Source organism: Streptomyces flavochromogenes (assembly GCF_000717595.1).
In the GTDB taxonomy this organism is placed as follows: Bacteria; Actinomycetota; Actinomycetes; order Streptomycetales; family Streptomycetaceae; genus Streptomyces; species Streptomyces flavochromogenes.
This window is the reverse complement of the sequence record NZ_JNZO01000007.1, coordinates 187,640-204,035: the sequence shown is the minus strand read 5'-3', so window position 1 is coordinate 204,035 and position 16,396 is coordinate 187,640. Positions and strand designations below refer to the sequence as shown.

Below are 16,396 nucleotides of genomic sequence, written 5' to 3'. Positions count from 1 at the left end.
CGGCGGCTGTCCGAGGGGGCCTTCAGCCCCGTCACGGCACACGAACGGCGGGGACCCGACGGCCCCGGGTCGAAGGCGTCGATAATCGGTCCATGGCGAACGAGAGACTCGGCGAGGCACTCCGGCTTCTGGGTATCGGGCAGGAGGGCACCCGGGTGTACCGGGCGCTCCTGGAGTGCGGGCCCGCGCCGCTGAGTTCGATCGGGGCCGCGGCCGGACTCGGGGACGAGACGCTGGCGGAGGCGTACCGCGAGCTGGTCGACTGCGGTCTGGCGAGTACGGCCGAGGAGGGTTCCGACGTCGTGGCGCCGGTGCCGCCCGCCGCGGGCCTGGAGATCCTCGGGCGGCGCCGGGCGGCCGAGCTCGACGAGTCCCGGATCACCGTCGGAGGCGCGTTCGAGTCGTTCCGGCGGCAGCGGCTCGCGGGGTACCACGATCCACTGGTGGAGGTCGTGACCGGTGACGCCATCGGGCTCCGGATGCGTCAGGCGTGGGCGAGTGCCCGGGAGCAGATCCGGCAGTTCGACTCGCCTCCGTACTTCCCCCTCGTCGGTGCCACGGACGACGCGCTCGCCACGCTCGCGCGGGGGGTGACCCAGCGGGTCGTGTACTCGCGGGAGTCCCTTGAGCATCCCGGGCAGTTGGAGAACTCGATCGAGCCGTGCATCGAGGCCGGCGAGCAGGCGCGGGTCCTGCCGTCGGTGCCCGTCAAGCTCCTGATCATCGACGACGCGTACGCCCTGGTCGCCCTGTCGATCAAGGAGACGGACGTGTACAACACGATGCTGGTCGTGCAGCCGTGCGGCCTGCTCTCCGCGCTCGTGGCGCTGTTCGAGCAGGCCTGGCAGAACGCGCTGCCGTTCCACGGACGTTCGGCCCGGCCGGCGGGGCTGCTGCCCGCCGACCGGCGTCTGCTCCGGCTGCTCGCGGCAGGCGCCAGCGACGAGGTCATCGCCCGGGAGATCGGCGTCAGCCGCCGTACGCTCTTCCGCCGCGTGCAGGTCCTGATGGCCCGGCTCGGGGCTACGAGCCGGTTCCAGATGGCGCTGCAGGCGCAGCGGTCGGGGTGGCTGTGAGCGGTCCGGGGATCGTCGGCGCCGCCGCTCCCGCCTGCGCTCCTGCTCCCCCTCCGGTGAGCTGCTGCCACAGATAGGTGTGCACGAGCGCGCTGTTGTGGGCGGCCTGTTCGTTGTCGCCCGCGCCGGCGTGCCCGCCGCCGGTGTTCTCGTGGAAGAGGACCCGGTGGCCGAGCTCCCGCAGCCGGGCCGCCGTCTTCCGGGCGTGCCCGGGGTGGACGCGGTCGTCGCGGGTCGAGGTCATCAGGAGGACGGGCGGGTAGTCCCGGTCCGCCGCGAGCCGGTGGTACGGGGAGACATCGAGCAGGTGGGGGCGGTCGGCCTCGTCGTCGGGGTCGCCGTACTCGGCGATCCAGGACGCGCCCGCGAGGAGCTTGTGGAAGCGGGTCATGTCGAGGAGCGGCACCTGGGCGACGATCGCGCCGAAGAGCTCGGGGTGGCGGGTGAGCATGGCGCCCATGAGCAGCCCGCCGTTGCTGCCGCCCTTGGCGCCCAGCATGGCCGGCGTGGTGATGCCCCGCGCGACGAGATCCTCGGCGACGGCGGCGAAGTCCTCGAAGGCCCGGGGGCGTTCGGCGCGGAGCGCGGCCTGGTGCCAGTCGGGGCCGTACTCGCCGCCGCCCCGGATGTTCGCGATGACGTGGGTCCCACCGCGTTCCAGCCAGGCCCGGCCCGTCACCCCGCCGTAGAACGGGGTGAGCGAGACCTCGAAGCCGCCGTAGCCGTAGAGCAGGGTGGGGCCGGGGCCGGGCGCGGTGGTGCGGTCGGGGCCGATGACGAAGTACGGGACGCGCGTGCCGTCCCGGGAGGTCGCGAAGTGCTGGTCGACGGTGAGGCCGGTGGGGTCGAAGTGGTGCGGGGCCTGCTTGAGGACCTCCGAGCCGCCGCCGATCCTCCCGTGGTGGAGGGTGGAGGGCTGGAGGAACCCGGACACGTCGAGGAAGTACTCGTCGGACACGTCGGGGTCGGTGTCGACGACGCTCACGGCGGACAGGGCCGGGACGCCGACGAGCGGCTCGCGCGTCCAACCGCCGCCGTCGGGGACGGGGGTGAGCACCTCGATGTGGGCGCTGACGTCCCGCATGGTCTCCAGGAGGAGGTGGTTGCGGGTCCAGGTGTGTCCGGCGAGGGCGGTCCGGGGATCGGGCGTGAACAGCACGTCGGGAGTGCGGTCGCCCGCCAGGAAGGCGTCGAAGTCGAAGGCGAGCAGCGAGCCCGTCGGCTGCCCGAGCCACGCGGACTTGAGGGTGACGATCAGGTACTGCCGATGGGCGTAGGCGCTCGCGTCGTCGGGCACGTCGATCCGTACGCGGGTGCCGTCGGGGCGCAGGAGGTACGTCTCGCTGTGGAAGAAGTCCAGGGAACGGCCGACGAACTCCCGCTCGAACCCGGGTGTGGTGTCCCGGTAGCCCCACGCGGCCACGTCCGCCGGGTCGGCCTCGTAGACGAGGGTGGCGTCCTGGACGGGTGTGCCACGGCGCCATCGGCGGACGGTACGGGGGTAGCCGGAGTCGGTGAGGGAGCCCGGGCCCAGATCCGTACCGACGAAGACGGTGTCGTCGTCGACCCATCCGATCCGTGTCTTGGCCTCGGGAAGCCGGAATCCGTCGTCGACGAACTCCCGTGTGCCGAGGTCGAATTCGCGCACGACGACGGCGTCGCCACCGTCGCGCGAGAGCCGCACCAGGGCCCGGTCGTACGCCGGCCGCCGCACGCGCGCCCCGTCCCAGACCCATTTCTCGCCCTCGGCGGCGGCCAGCGCGTCGACGTCGAGGAGCACCTCCCACTCGGGGGCGTCCTGGCGATACCGCTCCAGGGTCGTCCGCCGCCACACTCCGCGCAGATGATCCGCGTCACGCCAGAAGTTGTACAGGTGCTCGCCGCGCCGCACGGTGTAGGGAATCCGGTCGGAGGCGTCGAGGACCTCCCTCAGCCGCGCTTTCAGGGCCCCGAACGCCTCGCCCTCGGTCACCGCTCCCGCGGTCTCCGCGTTCCGCTCGGCCACCCAGGCCAGCGCGGCCTCTCCGGAGACGTCCTCAAGCCACAGGTAGGGGTCGTCGTCGTTCAGGTTCCCCATGGGTCTACTTCCCGTCCTCGCGTCGCAGGCGTGCCGACAAGTGGTGTTGCAGCCGGAGGCCCACCGCCGCCAGGTCGTGGACGAACTCCAGGGTGTCCGCGTCCGCGAGGGTGTAGCGGCGGCGTGTGGCCTCGACGTGCTTGGCCGTGGGGGCGAGGGCTACCGTGTGGGTGGTGAGGTCGATCGCGCCGTTCTCGACCCGCCCGACCATGATCTCGGCGATGCCGGTGGGCTGGGTGATCAGCGCCTCGACGGCTCCCTCGGGCTTGAGGCGCCACCAGCCGCTCTCGCGCGCCGCGGGTCGCAGCGGGGTGCCGTCCGCGTCGATCAGCCAGGCGCGCGCCTCGTAGTGCAGGAAGGGGCGGCCGTCGTGGCTGAAGGTGACCTCCTGCGCGTACGTGAAGTCCTCGGCGAGCGTCGGGTACCCGCCCCGGCCCGTGCCGACCCAGGTGCCGAGCAGCCCGGTCACCGGCGCGAGGAACTCGTGCGGTGCCGGTGCCGCGTCCGGCCGGAGGGCGTCGGGGTACGGAGGGTGCCGGTCGCGGTCGGTCATGGTGCGTGCTCCTGGGTCGAGGCCTGTGCCGGAGGGCAGCTTAGGTCGTCCGCCCTCCGGCCGGGTCTCGTGGCACTCGTCGTACCCCTAGCCGCGTCGGCTCCGTACCAGCAGGTAGAGGAAGTACGGCGTGCCGATGATCGCTGTCATCATGCCCGCTCCGAGCTGGGCCGGGGCGATCACCGTGCGGCCGACGAGGTCGGCGGTGCAGACGAGGACGGCGCCGAGGAGGACGGCGACCGGCACCACGCGCACGTGCTGACGGCCGACGAGGGCGCGGGCCGCGTGGGGTGCGACGAGGCCCACGAAGCCGATGGTGCCGGCGGCGGCGACGGCGGCTGCGCTGAGCAGGACGGCGAGGACGAGGAAGCCGAGGCGGCCGCGGCCCAGGTTCAGGCCGAGGAGTCGCGGGGTGTCCTCGTCGAGCGACACCAGGTCGAGTTCGGTGCGCCGGGCGGCCGCGACGACCACGCCCACGACGAGGACCGCCGCGAGGGGGACGATGTCGGGCAGGGTTCGCCCGTACGTGGAGCCCGAGAGCCAGGTCAGCGCCTTGATCGCGTTGAACGGGTCGGTGAGGATGATGAGGAGGCTGATCAGGGCCGCCGCCCCGGTCGCGACACCGAAGCCGACGAGGACGAGCCGGTTCTGCTGGAACCCGCCCCGCGCGGCGAGGCCGAAGACGAGGACGGAGCTGACGGCGGCGCCCGCGAAGGCACCGCCCGCCACGCTCCACGATCCGACCATCGGCACCGTGGTCACCAGGAGGACCGCGCCGAGCGCGGCACCGCCGGAGACACCCAGGATGCTCGGTTCGGCGAGCGGGTTGCGGGTCACGGCCTGGACGAGGGTGCCGGCCAGGGCGAGGGCGGCGCCCGCGAACAGCGCGGCGAGGACGCGGGGCACGCGCGTGTCGAGGACGAAGGCGGTGGTCTGGCCCGCCTGCCCCCGCAGCCAGTTGACCACGTCGCCGAGCAGCAGCTGGGCGTCGCCGAGGAGCACGGCCGCGATGACCACGCCGACGAGGACGACGACCAGGACGGCGGTGGTGGTGAGGAAGACGGCCCGGCTCCTGATGTGCAGCCGGTCGGGCGCGGAGGCCGCGGCCGTGTCCCGGGTCCGGCTGGCCATGACGATGAGGAAGACGGCACCGACGAGGCTGGTGACGATTCCCGTCGGGACGCCGACCGCCACGTCCGAGGGCACGAGGACGCGCAGGAGCACGTCGGATCCGAGCACCAGGGCCGCGCCGGTGAGGCCCACGACGGGCAGGTTGCCCCGCGTGCGCGTGAAGGCGCGGAACCGCCGGGCGAGCGGCCGGACGAGCGCGGGCGCGCACAGTCCGACGAAGCCGATGGGTCCGGCGAGGGTGACCGCCGCCGTGGAGAGCAGGGCGGCGAGCACGACGGCGGTGAGCCGGGTGGCGCGGACGGGTACGCCGAGGCCGCGGGCGGCGTCGTCGCCGAGGGCGAGGGCGTCGATCCGGCGGGCGAGGAGCAGCAGTCCGACAAGTCCGACGACGGCGATCGGCAGCATCTGGAGGACGCCGTCGAAGCCGTTCTGGGCGATGCTGCCCTGGTTCCAGTGGTAGATGCCTTCGGTCTGCTGGGGGAACAGCAGGAGCAGGCCCTCGGTGACGGCGGTGAGTCCGAGGGTGAGGGCGCTGCCCGCGAGGACGAGCCGGACGGTGCCGGTGCCGAGGCCGGACAGGCCGAGGACGACGGCCGCCGCGGCGAGCCCGCCGGTGAACGCGATGCCGGAGGAGGCCAGCAGGGGCAGCGAGACGCCGGTGGCGCCGGCCAGACCGAGGGCGAAGTAGGAGCCCGCGTTGACCGCGAGGGTGTCGGGCGAGGCGAGGACGTTCCGGCTGACGGCCTGGAGGGCGGCACCCGCCATGCCGAGGACGGCGCCCACGAGCAGGCCCGCGGCCATGCGGGGCAGCCGGGACGCGACGACGACGGACGCGTCGGACGCGTCGGCACGGCCCGTGAGCGCCTTCCACACCTCCGGGGCGCCGACCGCGGCCGTGCCCTGGGTGATGTCCACGACCGCGAGGGCGACGACGAGAAGGATGAGGGCGGCCGTCACCGGGGCCGCGCCCGTCCGGGACGTGGCCGTCGGCGGACGGGTGGGGGGGGTGGTTGCGGTGACGGCCATGGTGTTACTTCGTCAGGGCGGCGACGAGGGAGTCGACGTACTTGCCCATCGACCCGGGGCCACCGAACATCCAGACGCCGTCGGGCAGACGGTGGACGTTGCCCTTCTTGACGAACGGCAGCGAGGTCCACACCTTGTCCTTGGCGAGGACGCCCTGGAACGGGTTGCTGGAGGCGTCGCCGTCGTTGCCGATGTACGCGAACTGCACGTCACCGATCGTGGTGAGGCCCTCGACGTCGGTGGCACCGAGGCCGTAGGCCGGGTCGCCCTTCACCGTCCAGGCGTTCTTCAGGCCGAGCTTCTCGTTGACGGCGCCGATGAGCGAGCCGCTGGTGTAGGGCCGGAGCGAGACCTGGTTGGAGACGACGTACCCGTCGGCGAAGGCGTACTTCGCACCGGCGAGCTTCGCGTCGGCGAGGGCCTTCCTGCCCTCCTGGAGCTTCGCCTCGAACTGCTTCTTGAGCTCGGTGGCCTTGTCCGTGGTGCCGGTGGCCTTGGCGATCAGGTCGAGGTTCTGGGTCATCCGGCCGATCGGGTCGGCGGCGTCGGCGGCCTTCACCTCGAGGACCGGGGCGATCTTGCGCAGCTGCTTGACGGCGGCCGGCGGCAGGTCGGAGGTCGCGAGGATGAGGTCGGGCTTGAGGGCCGCGACGGTCTCCATGCTCGGCTCACCGCGCGTGCCGATGTCCTTGGGCTCGTTCTTCAGCGGGACGGCCGTGTCCCAGGTCTTGTAGCCCTTGACGTCGGAGACGCCCACCGGGTCGACGCCGAGCTCGATGAGGTGCTCGACGACGTTCCACTCGGTCCCGATGACCTTCTTGGCGGGGCCGTCGAGCTCCACCTTGGTGCCGGTGGCATCGGTGAGGGTGATGCGCTCGGTCGTCTTCTTCGCGTCGTCGGCGGCGGGCTCGGTGGTGCCACAGGCGGACAGGGCGAGGGCCGCGGTGGTGGCGGCCGCCGCGGTGAGGAGAAGTCGTCTCATGATGTGGTGCTGAGCCTTTCGCTTCGCGAGTGGTGGCGGCCTATCGCACGGGTGCGCAGCCGGCCGGTGAGTGGATCGGTGTCTACTTCGATACGGATGCCGTACGTGCCGGTCAGCCGCTCGGGAGTCAGTACGTCCTCGGGGGCGCCGTCCGCGACCACCCGTCCCGCGTCGAGCAGGACGATCCGGTCGGCGACGGCCGCCGCCTGGTCGAGGTCGTGGAGAACGGCGCCGACGGCGATGCCGTGGTCGTCCGCCAGGTCACGCATGAGGTCGAGGAGTTCGACCTGGTAGCGCAGGTCGAGGTAGGTGGTGGGCTCGTCGAGCAGCAGCACGCCCGTCTGCTGGGCGAGGCAGCCGGCGAGCCAGACGCGCTGGAGCTGGCCGCCGGAGAGGTGTTCGGCGCCGCGCCCGGCGAGTTCGGTGACGCCCGTCATGGCGAGCGCGCGGTCGACGGCTTCCTTGCCGCCCGGGTCGGCCTTGCCCCAGCGTCCCCGGTACGGGTAGCGGCCGAACTCGACCACGTCGCGCACCGTGAGCCCGCTGGGGGTGGGGCGTCCCTGGGTGAGCAGGGCGACGTGGCGCGAGAACTCACGGGGGCTCAGCGCGAGGCCGTCGACGGCCCCGTCGAGCATGAGCGTGGCCGTGCGCGGCTGCTGGAGCCGTGCGATGGTGCGGAGCAGCGTCGACTTGCCGCTGCCGTTGGGGCCGACGAGGACGGTCACTTCGCCGGGGCGCAGCGTCATGGAGGCGTCGTGGACGACATCGACGCCTTCGTACGCCACGGTGACGCCCGTGGCCGAGAGTTCATGACCGCGGGGACGAGTCGTCGCGTCGGTCTGTTCAGCTGCTTGCACGTCGCAGAGGTTAGCCTAACCTTACCGATCGGCAAAAGGGGGTCCTGAGTCGCGGACACAAGAGGCATTCAGGCCAAGCTGATCTCCCGGTCCCACTCCACCCCCTTCGATCGCGAAGGGCGTCCACGCACCCCCGAAGCGCGTCCACGCTCCGAGACACCGTTGACCCGGAGCGTGAGCGTCGCTACCTTCGCGCCATGTTGCGTACAGCCCTGCTCACCACGCGCGGTCACATCGACCTGCTGCGGGTGGCCTCCGCCGCGTGTCGCCGCGGCTGCTGACGCCCTTTCACGTCTCCGACGCGCCGCCGTCCCTCCGACGCCGCGCGACGTACCCGTATCCCCACTGACGCTCTGACCGCCGCGTGCCCGCGCTCACCCCGCGCCGCCCGCGGTCGCTGACGCGTACCCACACGCCCTTCCCCTCGTCCCTCCCCCGGAGTCCCGCCATGACGGTCGACCACGCCCCGCCCCATTCCCCGCCCGACATATCGCCTTTGCCGGATGTCGAGCCCCTCACCCCCGACCGCGGTCCCGGCCGCACCCCCACCGTCCCGCGCTGGCTGCGCCGCACCGTGGGACCCGTCCTGCTCCTCGCCCTCTGGCAGACCCTCAGCACGACAGGAGTGCTGCCGGCCGAGGCGCTCGCCTCGCCGGGGACCATCGCCCGCGCCGGCGGTGAGCTGATCGGCGACGGGACCCTCCCCACCGCGATGGGCGTCTCCCTGCGCCGGGTCGCCGCCGGACTGCTGATCGGCGGCATCGTCGGCATCGCGCTCGCTCTGCTCTCCGGGCTCTCCCGGCTCGGCGAGGACCTCGTCGACGCCCCCGTCCAGATGCTGCGGACCGTGCCCTGGGTCGGCCTGATCCCGCTCCTCATCATCTGGCTGGGCATCGGGGAGGCGCCCAAGGTGGCGTTGATCGCGCTCGGCGTCGCCTTCCACCTCTATCTGAACGTGTACGCCGGAATCCGCGGCGTCGACGCCCAACTCGTCGAAGCGGGACAGTCCTTGGGGCTCGGACGCTGGGGTCTGGTCCGGCACGTCGTGCTTCCGGGCGCGCTGCCCGGGGCCATGACCGGGCTGCGGTACTCCCTGGCCACCGCCTGGCTGGCACTGGTCTTCGGCGAGTCCATCAACGCCGACGCCGGCATCGGCTTCCTCATGAACCAGGCGCGGGAGTTCTTCCGCACGGACGTGATCGTCGTCTGCCTCGTCGTCTACGCCTTCCTCGGCCTTCTCGCCGACGCCGTCGTCCGTACTCTCGAAAGGCTGCTTCTGCAATGGCGACCGACCTTCACCGGGCAGTGACCGTCCAGGGCCTCACCCGTTCCTTCGACGGGCGGCCCGTCGTCGACGGACTCGATCTCACCCTGCACGCAGGCCAGTTCACCGCGCTCCTCGGCCACAGCGGCTGCGGCAAGTCCACCCTCCTCCGGGTCCTCGCCGGGCTCGACCGGGAGATCTCCGGCACCGTCCTCGTCCCGCGCCGTCGCGCCGTCGCCTTCCAGGCGCCGCGCCTGATGCCGTGGAAGCGGGTCTGGCGCAATGTGCTCCTCGGGCTGCCCGGGAAGCCGGGCCGTGCGGTGGCGGAGAAGGCTCTGGCCGAAGTCGGACTCGGTCACCGCTCGGGCGCCTGGCCGAAGACGCTCTCCGGCGGCGAGGCGCAACGGGCCTCCCTCGCCCGGGCCTTGGTACGGGACCCGGACCTGCTGCTGCTCGACGAGCCGTTCGGCGCGCTCGACGCGCTGACCCGGATCAAGGCGCAGCGGCTCGTGGCCGAACTGTGGCAGCGGCGCGGCTGCACCGTGCTGCTCGTCACCCACGACGTGGACGAGGCCCTGCAGCTCGCGGACCGCGCCCTGGTGATGCGGGACGGCGTCATCGCGTACGACACGGCCGTCGACCTGGACCGGCCCCGCTCCGCGGGCGATCCCGCCCTGGCCGCGCTCCGCACCCGACTGCTCGCCGAACTGGGTGTCAACGAGGACGCGTTCGCCGGACAGGCGGCCTGACCGATGCCTCTTCCCCTCCCTCACCCTCTCCCTCGGCCCCTCCGTCGTCCCCTCCCCAAGGAGCGATCCCTGTGAAGTCCTTCCGTCTGTCCACCGCGGCTCTGCTCGTGCCGCTCGCGCTTCTCGCCTCCGCCTGCTCCGGCGCCTCCGCGGCCGGTTCGTCCTCGAACTCCGACGGCAAGGGCTCGCTCGTCCTGAACGTCGGCGACCAGAAGGGCGGCGTCGAGGCGCTGCTGCGGGCTTCCGGTGAGCTGGACGACCTCCCGTACCGGGTCACATGGTCGACGTTCACGTCAGGACCACCCCTGCTGGAGGCGGTGAACGCCAAGGCCGTCGACATCGGCTCGGTCGGCAACACGCCGCCCGTCTTCGCCGCGGGCGCCGACTCGAAGATCACCGTGATCTCCGCGACGCACGGCGACTCCGCGGGCGAGACGATCCTCGTCGGGAAGGACTCGCCCCTGGGCTCCGTGGCGGACCTGAAGGGAAAGCGGGTCGCCGTCGCCCAGGGCAGCTCCGCCCACTTCCAGCTGATCTCCTCGCTCGGAAAGGCGGGCCTGGAACTGAGCGACGTCCGGGTCACCCTGCTGCAACCGGCGGACGCCCTGGCCGCGTTCACCAGCGGCAAGGTGGACGCCTGGGCGGTCTGGGACCCGTACACCTCGCAGGTCCTGCTGAGCGGCAAGGGCCGGGTCCTCGCCGACGGGCGCGGGCTCGTCAACGGCCTCGGCTTCCAGGTCGCCGCCCCCTCGGCCCTCGCCGACCCCGCGAAGGCCAAGGCCATCGGTGACTTCGTCGAGCGGCTCCGGCGCGCCCAGGCCTGGGTGTTCGACCACCCCGAGGACTGGGCAAAGGTCTGGGCGAAGGAGACCGGGTTGCCGTACGAGGTGGCGCTCGCCGCCGTGAAGCGCAGCAACGGCACCCGTATCCCGGTCGCCATCGACGACGCCGCGATCGCCTCCGAGCAGAAGATCGCGGACACGTTCGCCGCCCTGGGGCTCATCCCGCGCACGTTCCGCTTCGCCGACTTCGTCGACACCCGCTTCAACAAGGACCTGCCGCCGTCCACCACTCCGGCGCGCAGCTACGGAAAGGCCTCCTCATGACCGTCCATCTGCACTGGTTCCTGCCCACCGGCGGCGACGGCCGGACCCTCGTCGACCGGCACGCCTACACGGACGGCGGGATCACCCGCGACCGCGCCGTGTCCGGGGTGCGCGCGCCCGACATCGACTATCTGATCCAGATCGCCAAGGCGGCCGAGCAGTTGGGGTTCGAGGCCGTGCTGACCCCGACCGGGACGTGGTGCGAGGACGCCTGGCTCACCACGGTCGCGCTCGCCCAGCACACCGAACGGCTCAAGTTCCTGGTGGCGTTCCGGCCGGGGGTGATCTCGCCGGTGCTCGCGGCCCAGATGGCGTCCACGTACCAGCGGATCACCCGCGGCAGGCTCCTTCTCAACGTGGTGACCGGCGGGGACTCCACCGAGCAGCGCCGCTTCGGCGACCACCTGGACCACGACCGGCGGTACGCGCGCACGGCCGAGTTCCTGTCGGTCGTGCGGGGTGCCTGGAGCGGGCGGCCGTTCGACTACGAGGGCGAGCACTTCCGGATCGAGGGCGGGCTCACCGCGCTGCCGCCGGACCCGCTGCCCGAGATCTTCTTCGGCGGCTCCTCCGTCGCGGCCGGTCCGGTGGCGGCCGAGCACGCGGACGTCTATCTGACCTGGGGCGAGCCGCCGTGGCAGGTCAAGGAGAAGATCGACTGGATCCGGGGCCTCGCGGAGGAGCGCGGCCGCACGGTCCGCTTCGGGATCCGGCTGCACACGATCTCCCGCGATTCGGCGCGCGAGGCCTGGGCGACGGCCGACCGGCTCCTCTCCGATCTCGACGCCGGGACGATCGCCGCCGCGCAGCAGGTGCTGGGCCGGAGCGAGTCGGTCGGCCAGCAGCGGATGCTGGCGCTGCACGAGGGCGGTTCCCTCGGTCGCGACCGGCTGGAGATCTCGCCGAATCTGTGGGCGGGGGTCGGTCTCGTACGGGGCGGGGCCGGCACCGCGCTCGTCGGCAGCCACGCCGAGGTCGCGGACCGGATCGAGGAGTACCACGACCTGGGCGTGGAGCACTTCGTCCTGTCCGGGTACCCGCATCTGGAGGAGGCGTACTGGTTCGGCGAGGGGGTGCGGCCGGAGCTGGCGGCGCGTGGTCTGCTGCCGACGGTCCTGCCCTCCCCGCTGCTCGGTGTCCCGGCCGCGAACGGCCGGCCGGCTTCGGCGCCGGGGGGTGCTCCGCTGCTCGTGGCCGGCGGGCGGTAGGACGCGGCCCGGCGCACGGCAAGGCGGCCGGCTCGTCGGCTCCGGTCGTGGGGGCGCGGGAAGATCCGCGCCCCCACCTCGGTTGGTAGAACCGTGAACGATTACGGGGTCGAAGAGGCAGGGACCGTGACAGCGGCCGAGGAGCCGACGCCGGTGGACGTCGTCGTCATCGGCGCGGGACAGGCCGGGCTCTCGGCCGCCTTCCACCTGCGCCGCACCGGCCTGGAGCCGGACCGGGACTTCGTCGTCCTGGACCATGCCCCGCGACCGGGCGGCGCCTGGCAGTTCCGCTGGCCGTCGCTCACGTACGGCAAGGTGCACGGGATGCACGCGCTGCCCGGCATGGAGCTGACCGGCGCCGACCCCGTTCGGCCGTCCTCGGAGGTGATCGGCGCGTACTTCGACGCGTACGAGCAGACCTTCGACCTGCGGATCCACCGCCCCGTCGACGTCACGGCCGTCCGCGAGGGCGACCGCGGACGAGGGGACGAGGCCGGGCGGCTCCTCGTCGAGACCTCCGAGGGTACGTACGCCACTCGTGCCCTGATCAACGCCACCGGCACCTGGGACCGCCCCTTCTGGCCGCGCTACCCGGGCCAGGAGACCTTCCGGGGGCGCCAGCTGCACACCGCCGGCTACCCGGGCCCGGAGGAGTTCGCCGGGAAGCGGGTCCTCGTCGTCGGCGGCGGAGCCTCCGGCACCCAGCACCTCATGGAGATCGCGGACGTCGCCGCCGACACCTTCTGGGTGACCCGGCGCGAGCCGGTCTGGCGCGAGGGGCCGTTCGGGGAGATGGAGGGACGGGCCGCCGTCGCGCTGGTGGAGGAGCGGGTACGGCAGGGGCTGCCCCCGAAGAGTGTCGTCTCGGTCACCGGGCTTCCCCTCAACGACGCGATCCGCGCCGCACGCGCGCGCGGGATCCTGGACCGCCTCCCGATGTTCGACCGGATCACCCCGACCGGGGCGGCCTGGGACGACGGCCGGACGGTCGACGTGGACGTGATCCTCTGGGCGACCGGCTTCCGGGCGGCGATCGACCATCTCACCCCGCTGCGGCTGCGCGAGCCGGGTGGCGGGATCCGGGTCGAGGGCACCCGCGCGGTCCGGGACGAGCGGGTCCACCTCGTGGGGTACGGACCGTCGGCGTCGACGATCGGTGCCAACCGGGCCGGCCGGGCGGCGGTCGCGGACATCCGGCGCCTGCTGCGCCGCGAGACGACCGCCGCGGCGACGGCGACCGCACCGGTGGCCACCGCGCCGGCCTCACCGGTGGCCGCCTCCGTGTGATCCGGCTCAGCCCTTCTCGGCGCCCCGGTTGGCGTTGAACTCGGCCACATTGGCCTGGTGGGCCGCGTAGTCGGCGGTGAAGCGGGTGTCTCCCGGGGTCACGGTGACGAAGTAGAGCCAGTCGCCGTCCGCCGGACGGATGACCGCGTCCATGGCCTGGTCCCCCGGGTTGCCGATGGGCGTCGGCGGCAGCCCCTTGCGCTCATAGGTGTTGTACGGGCTCCGGAGGCGTGTGTCCTCCAGCGTGGTGTCCACGGTGCTGCGGCCGAGCGCGTAGTTGAGGGTCGAGTCCATCTGGAGGGCCATGCCCCGGGCGAGCCTGTTGTGGACGACCCGAGCGACCTTGGCCATGTCTTCCGGGTTGTCGGCCTCGGCCTGGACGATGCTGGCCGCGATCACCGTCTCGTACACGCTCATGCCGTGTGCCCGCGCGCCCTCGGCGATGCGGGCGGCACCGAAGCGCTTCCCGGCCGTGTCGACCATGAAGCGCAGCAGCCCCGCGGGGGTGGTCGCGTCGAGGACGGGATACGTCGCCGGGAAGAGGTAGCCCTCGGGGTTTCCTCCCGCGGCCGCGGGCAGCGGGAGGGCGGACGCGGCCGCCGCCTTCCGGGCGGTGCCTTCGGGCACGCCGAGCGCCCGGTCGACGGCCGTGTAGACCTGGCCGGCCCGCCAGCCCTCCGGGACCAGGAGCGCCCGGGGCTGTTCGACGACCGGCTCGTCCCGCGTCAGGAGCAGGGGCAGGGTGACGGCGACGGCGACGGCCGCGGCGACGAGAGCTCCGAGGAGGAGTGCGAGGCGGCCGCGCCGGGTGAGCCGGGGACGGCGACGTGGGGGTGCGTACGGTGAGGGCGGCCGGTACGTCATGGCCGCACGCTAACCCGCTGTGTACGGGAATCCCGGGAACCCGCGCACGCGGCGGCGCCGCCGGCCCCCTGGGACGGGGGGCCGGCGGCGCCGGGGCACTGCGATCGTCAGACGAGCCAGCCCAGGAAGTGGAGGACGCCGGCGAGCAGGTTGGTGATGACGTTCATGGTGGTGCTTCTCCTCGTACAGGTACATCAGTGGGACTGATGCTTCAGTGGGACCGCACGGTCACGGTCTGCAGCCCGTCGATCGCGCACCGCAATCATCCGACGTCGTACGGGAGTTGAGCAACGATTCCCGGAACGATCACACGTTCTGGGGAACAACCGCTCCCACGTTCGCCTGTTCGGCTTCGGCGGTGGCGGTGGCGGTGGCGCCCATGACTTGCGCGGCGCTCAGAGCGTCCCGCCGGACCAGGGCCGCGTACTTCCCGTCGCGGGCGAGCAGGTCGTCGTGCGTGCCGCGCTCCGCGATCCGGCCCGCCTCCAGGACGACGATCTGGTCGGCGTCACGGACGGTGGAGAGCCGGTGGGCGATGGTGATGGTGGTCCGGCCGGCCGACAGGGCGTCGATGGCCTGCTGCACGGCATGCTCCGTACGGGTGTCGAGGGCACTGGTGGCCTCGTCGAGGATCAGCACGGGCGGGTCGCGCAGGATGGTGCGGGCGATGGCGAGGCGCTGCTTCTCGCCGCCCGAGAAGCGGTAGCCGCGCTCGCCGACCAGGGTGTCGTACCCCTCGGGCAGCGAGGCGATGTGGTCGTGGATCTGGGCGGCGCGGGCGGCTGCCTCGATCTCCTCGTCGGTGGCGTCCGGCTTGGCGAAGCGGAGGTTGTCGGCGACGGAGGCATGGAAGAGGTACGTCTCCTGGGAGACGACGCCGACCGCGCGGGCGAGGGTGTCGAAGTCCAGGTCGCGCACGTCGACCCCGTCGAGGGTGACGCGGCCGCCGGTGACGTCGTAGAGCCGGGGCACCAGGTAGCTGAGGGTGGACTTGCCGGAGCCGGTGGGTCCGACGACGGCCAGGCCGCTCCCGGCGGGCACGGTCAGGTCGACGGAGTCGAGCGTCGGGCGGCCGCCGCCCTCGGGGTCGTAGTGGAACTCGACCTTCTCGAAGGCGACCTCGCCGCGGACCTCGGCGAGCCGGACGGGCTCGGCGGGCTCGGTGATGTCCACGGGCAGGTCGAGGTACTCGAAGATGCGCTGGAAGAGCGCGAGGGACGTCTGGATCTGCACGCCGGTGGAGAGCAGGCTGACGGCGGGGCGGAACAGGCCCTGCTGAAGCGAGACGAAGGCGACGAGGGTACCGAGGGAGATGGCGGCCCCGCCGGAGCCCAGGGCGATGCCGGCGGCCCAGTAGATCAGGGCGGGCATGGCGGCCATGACGATGCCGATCGTGGACATCCGCCACCGTCCGGCCATGGAGGAGCGCACTTCGAGGTCGACGAGGCGCTCGGACTCCTCGGCGAAGGACTTGGTCAGGGAGTCGGCGCGGCCCATGGTGCGGCCGAGCAGGATGCCGCTGACCGAGAGGGACTCGGTGACGGTCGCGGCCATGGCGGCCATCTGCTTCTGGCGCTGGGTGGTGATCCGCTTGCGCTCGTCGCCGACGCGGCGGCTGATCCAGACGAAGACCGGCAGCAGGAGCAGCGAGACGAGGGTGAGCCGCCAGTCGAGGGCGAGCATCGCGGCGACGGTCGCGACGACGGCGGTGAGGTTGGAGACCAGGGAGGTGGCCGTCGAGGTCACCGTCGCCTGCATGCCGCCGATGTCGTTGGCGATGCGGGACTGCACCTCGCCCGTACGCGTGCGCGTGAAGAAGGCGAGTGGCATCCGCTGGAGCTGCTCGTAGACCCCGGTGCGCAGGTCGTGCATGACGCGCTGGCCGACGGTGGTGGAGATCAGGGTCTGGAGCACGCCGAAGACGCTGGTCAGCACGGCGGTGGCGATCATGCCGAGGGCGAGCAGGCTGAGCAGCCCGGTGCGCCCCTGGGGGATCGCGGTGTCGAGGATCTCCTTGAGCAGGAAGGGTGAGGCGACGGTGACGAGCGAGGCGGCGCCGACGAGAAGGCCGACGAGCGCCAGGCGGGCACGGTAGGGACGGAAGAGCCGCAGGATGCGCCGCAGCTGCGCGGGCTCCTTCGGCTGCGAGGAGTCGCGGGGCGGGGGCGTCCAGTCGGACTGGTCGTGGGGGCGCATGGGCTCCTTCGAGGGTTCGG

General features: G+C 72.6%; 13 protein-coding genes. 6 read left to right on the top strand and 7 right to left on the bottom strand.

The genetic code is table 11. The features are described from left to right. Nucleotides 1-92 precede the first annotated feature (92 nt). A complete protein-coding gene (locus IF00_RS0110840; RefSeq protein ID WP_030316812.1) occupies nt 93-1,076 on the top strand; it encodes a helix-turn-helix domain-containing protein in 984 nt (327 codons plus the stop codon). Here the strand turns inward: IF00_RS0110840 and IF00_RS0110835 are convergent. The 5 genes from IF00_RS0110835 to IF00_RS0110815 form a co-directional block, all read right to left on the bottom strand. Next, complete coding sequence (locus tag IF00_RS0110835) at nt 1,024-3,153, bottom strand: prolyl oligopeptidase family serine peptidase (protein WP_030316811.1); 2,130 nt, start codon at nt 3,151-3,153, stop codon at nt 1,024-1,026. The genes IF00_RS0110840 and IF00_RS0110835 overlap by 53 nt on opposite strands. Before the next feature lie 4 nt (nt 3,154-3,157). Next, nucleotides 3,158-3,706: a nitrobindin family protein gene (locus tag IF00_RS0110830; RefSeq protein WP_030316810.1), complete on the bottom strand. Its 549-nt coding sequence runs from the start codon at nt 3,704-3,706 to the stop codon at nt 3,158-3,160. 87 nt (nt 3,707-3,793) lie between these two features. Then, nucleotides 3,794-5,863, bottom strand: a complete 2,070-nt coding sequence (locus IF00_RS0110825; protein ID WP_030316809.1) for an iron ABC transporter permease — start codon at nt 5,861-5,863, stop codon at nt 3,794-3,796. A gap of 4 nt (nt 5,864-5,867) precedes the next feature. Then, nucleotides 5,868-6,845 (bottom strand): iron-siderophore ABC transporter substrate-binding protein, encoded by a 978-nt coding sequence (locus IF00_RS0110820; protein WP_030316808.1) that lies wholly within the window; start codon nt 6,843-6,845, stop codon nt 5,868-5,870. Further along, nucleotides 6,842-7,702 (bottom strand): ABC transporter ATP-binding protein, encoded by an 861-nt coding sequence (locus IF00_RS0110815; protein WP_030316807.1) that lies wholly within the window; start codon nt 7,700-7,702, stop codon nt 6,842-6,844. The genes IF00_RS0110820 and IF00_RS0110815 overlap by 4 nt, the downstream gene beginning before the upstream one ends. A gap of 448 nt (nt 7,703-8,150) precedes the next feature. Here IF00_RS0110815 and IF00_RS0110810 point away from each other — a divergent pair, with 448 nt between their 5' ends. The 5 genes from IF00_RS0110810 (at nt 8,151) to IF00_RS0110790 (ending at nt 13,316) form a co-directional block, all read left to right on the top strand. Next, nucleotides 8,151-9,011 (top strand): ABC transporter permease, encoded by an 861-nt coding sequence (locus IF00_RS0110810; RefSeq protein ID WP_209439745.1) that lies wholly within the window; start codon nt 8,151-8,153, stop codon nt 9,009-9,011. Further along, complete coding sequence (locus tag IF00_RS0110805) at nt 8,984-9,715, top strand: ABC transporter ATP-binding protein (RefSeq protein ID WP_030316802.1); 732 nt, start codon at nt 8,984-8,986, stop codon at nt 9,713-9,715. Before IF00_RS0110810 ends, IF00_RS0110805 begins: the two co-directional genes overlap by 28 nt. 71 nt (nt 9,716-9,786) lie before the next feature. Further along, entirely contained in the window at nt 9,787-10,821 is a 1,035-nt protein-coding gene (locus tag IF00_RS0110800) for an ABC transporter substrate-binding protein (RefSeq protein WP_030316799.1), read from the top strand. Further along, the gene (locus tag IF00_RS0110795; RefSeq protein ID WP_030316797.1) at nt 10,818-12,029 is read left to right on the top strand and encodes an LLM class flavin-dependent oxidoreductase; all 1,212 of its coding nucleotides are present in this window, start codon (nt 10,818-10,820) and stop codon (nt 12,027-12,029) included. The genes IF00_RS0110800 and IF00_RS0110795 overlap by 4 nt, the downstream gene beginning before the upstream one ends. Before the next feature lie 93 nt (nt 12,030-12,122). Further along, nucleotides 12,123-13,316 carry an NAD(P)-binding domain-containing protein gene (locus IF00_RS0110790; RefSeq protein WP_425338292.1) on the top strand — a complete coding sequence of 398 codons (1,194 nt, stop codon included), beginning with the start codon at nt 12,123-12,125 and terminating at the stop codon, nt 13,314-13,316. Nucleotides 13,317-13,322: 6 nt separating this feature from the next. On the opposite strand, the gene mltG is transcribed toward IF00_RS0110790, so the two are convergent. Next, nucleotides 13,323-14,180, bottom strand: a complete 858-nt coding sequence (gene mltG / locus IF00_RS0110785; RefSeq protein ID WP_030316790.1) for an endolytic transglycosylase MltG — start codon at nt 14,178-14,180, stop codon at nt 13,323-13,325. A gap of 306 nt (nt 14,181-14,486) precedes the next feature. Next, on the bottom strand, nt 14,487-16,376 hold the full coding sequence (locus IF00_RS0110780; RefSeq protein ID WP_037637905.1) for an ABC transporter ATP-binding protein: 1,890 nt from the start codon (nt 16,374-16,376) through the stop codon (nt 14,487-14,489). Nucleotides 16,377-16,396 lie beyond the last annotated feature (20 nt).

Coding starts and splice junctions, on each gene's coding strand:
- IF00_RS0110840 (WP_030316812.1), top strand. CDS start 93: ATGGCGAACGAGAGACTCGGCGAGGCACTCCGGCTTCTGGGTATCGGG.
- IF00_RS0110835 (WP_030316811.1), bottom strand. CDS start 3,153: ATGGGGAACCTGAACGACGACGACCCCTACCTGTGGCTTGAGGACGTC.
- IF00_RS0110830 (WP_030316810.1), bottom strand. CDS start 3,706: ATGACCGACCGCGACCGGCACCCTCCGTACCCCGACGCCCTCCGGCCG.
- IF00_RS0110825 (WP_030316809.1), bottom strand. CDS start 5,863: ATGGCCGTCACCGCAACCACCCCCCCCACCCGTCCGCCGACGGCCACG.
- IF00_RS0110820 (WP_030316808.1), bottom strand. CDS start 6,845: ATGAGACGACTTCTCCTCACCGCGGCGGCCGCCACCACCGCGGCCCTC.
- IF00_RS0110810 (WP_209439745.1), top strand. CDS start 8,151: ATGACGGTCGACCACGCCCCGCCCCATTCCCCGCCCGACATATCGCCT.
- IF00_RS0110805 (WP_030316802.1), top strand. CDS start 8,984: ATGGCGACCGACCTTCACCGGGCAGTGACCGTCCAGGGCCTCACCCGT.
- IF00_RS0110795 (WP_030316797.1), top strand. CDS start 10,818: ATGACCGTCCATCTGCACTGGTTCCTGCCCACCGGCGGCGACGGCCGG.
- mltG (WP_030316790.1), bottom strand. CDS start 14,180: ATGACGTACCGGCCGCCCTCACCGTACGCACCCCCACGTCGCCGTCCC.
- IF00_RS0110780 (WP_037637905.1), bottom strand. CDS start 16,376: ATGCGCCCCCACGACCAGTCCGACTGGACGCCCCCGCCCCGCGACTCC.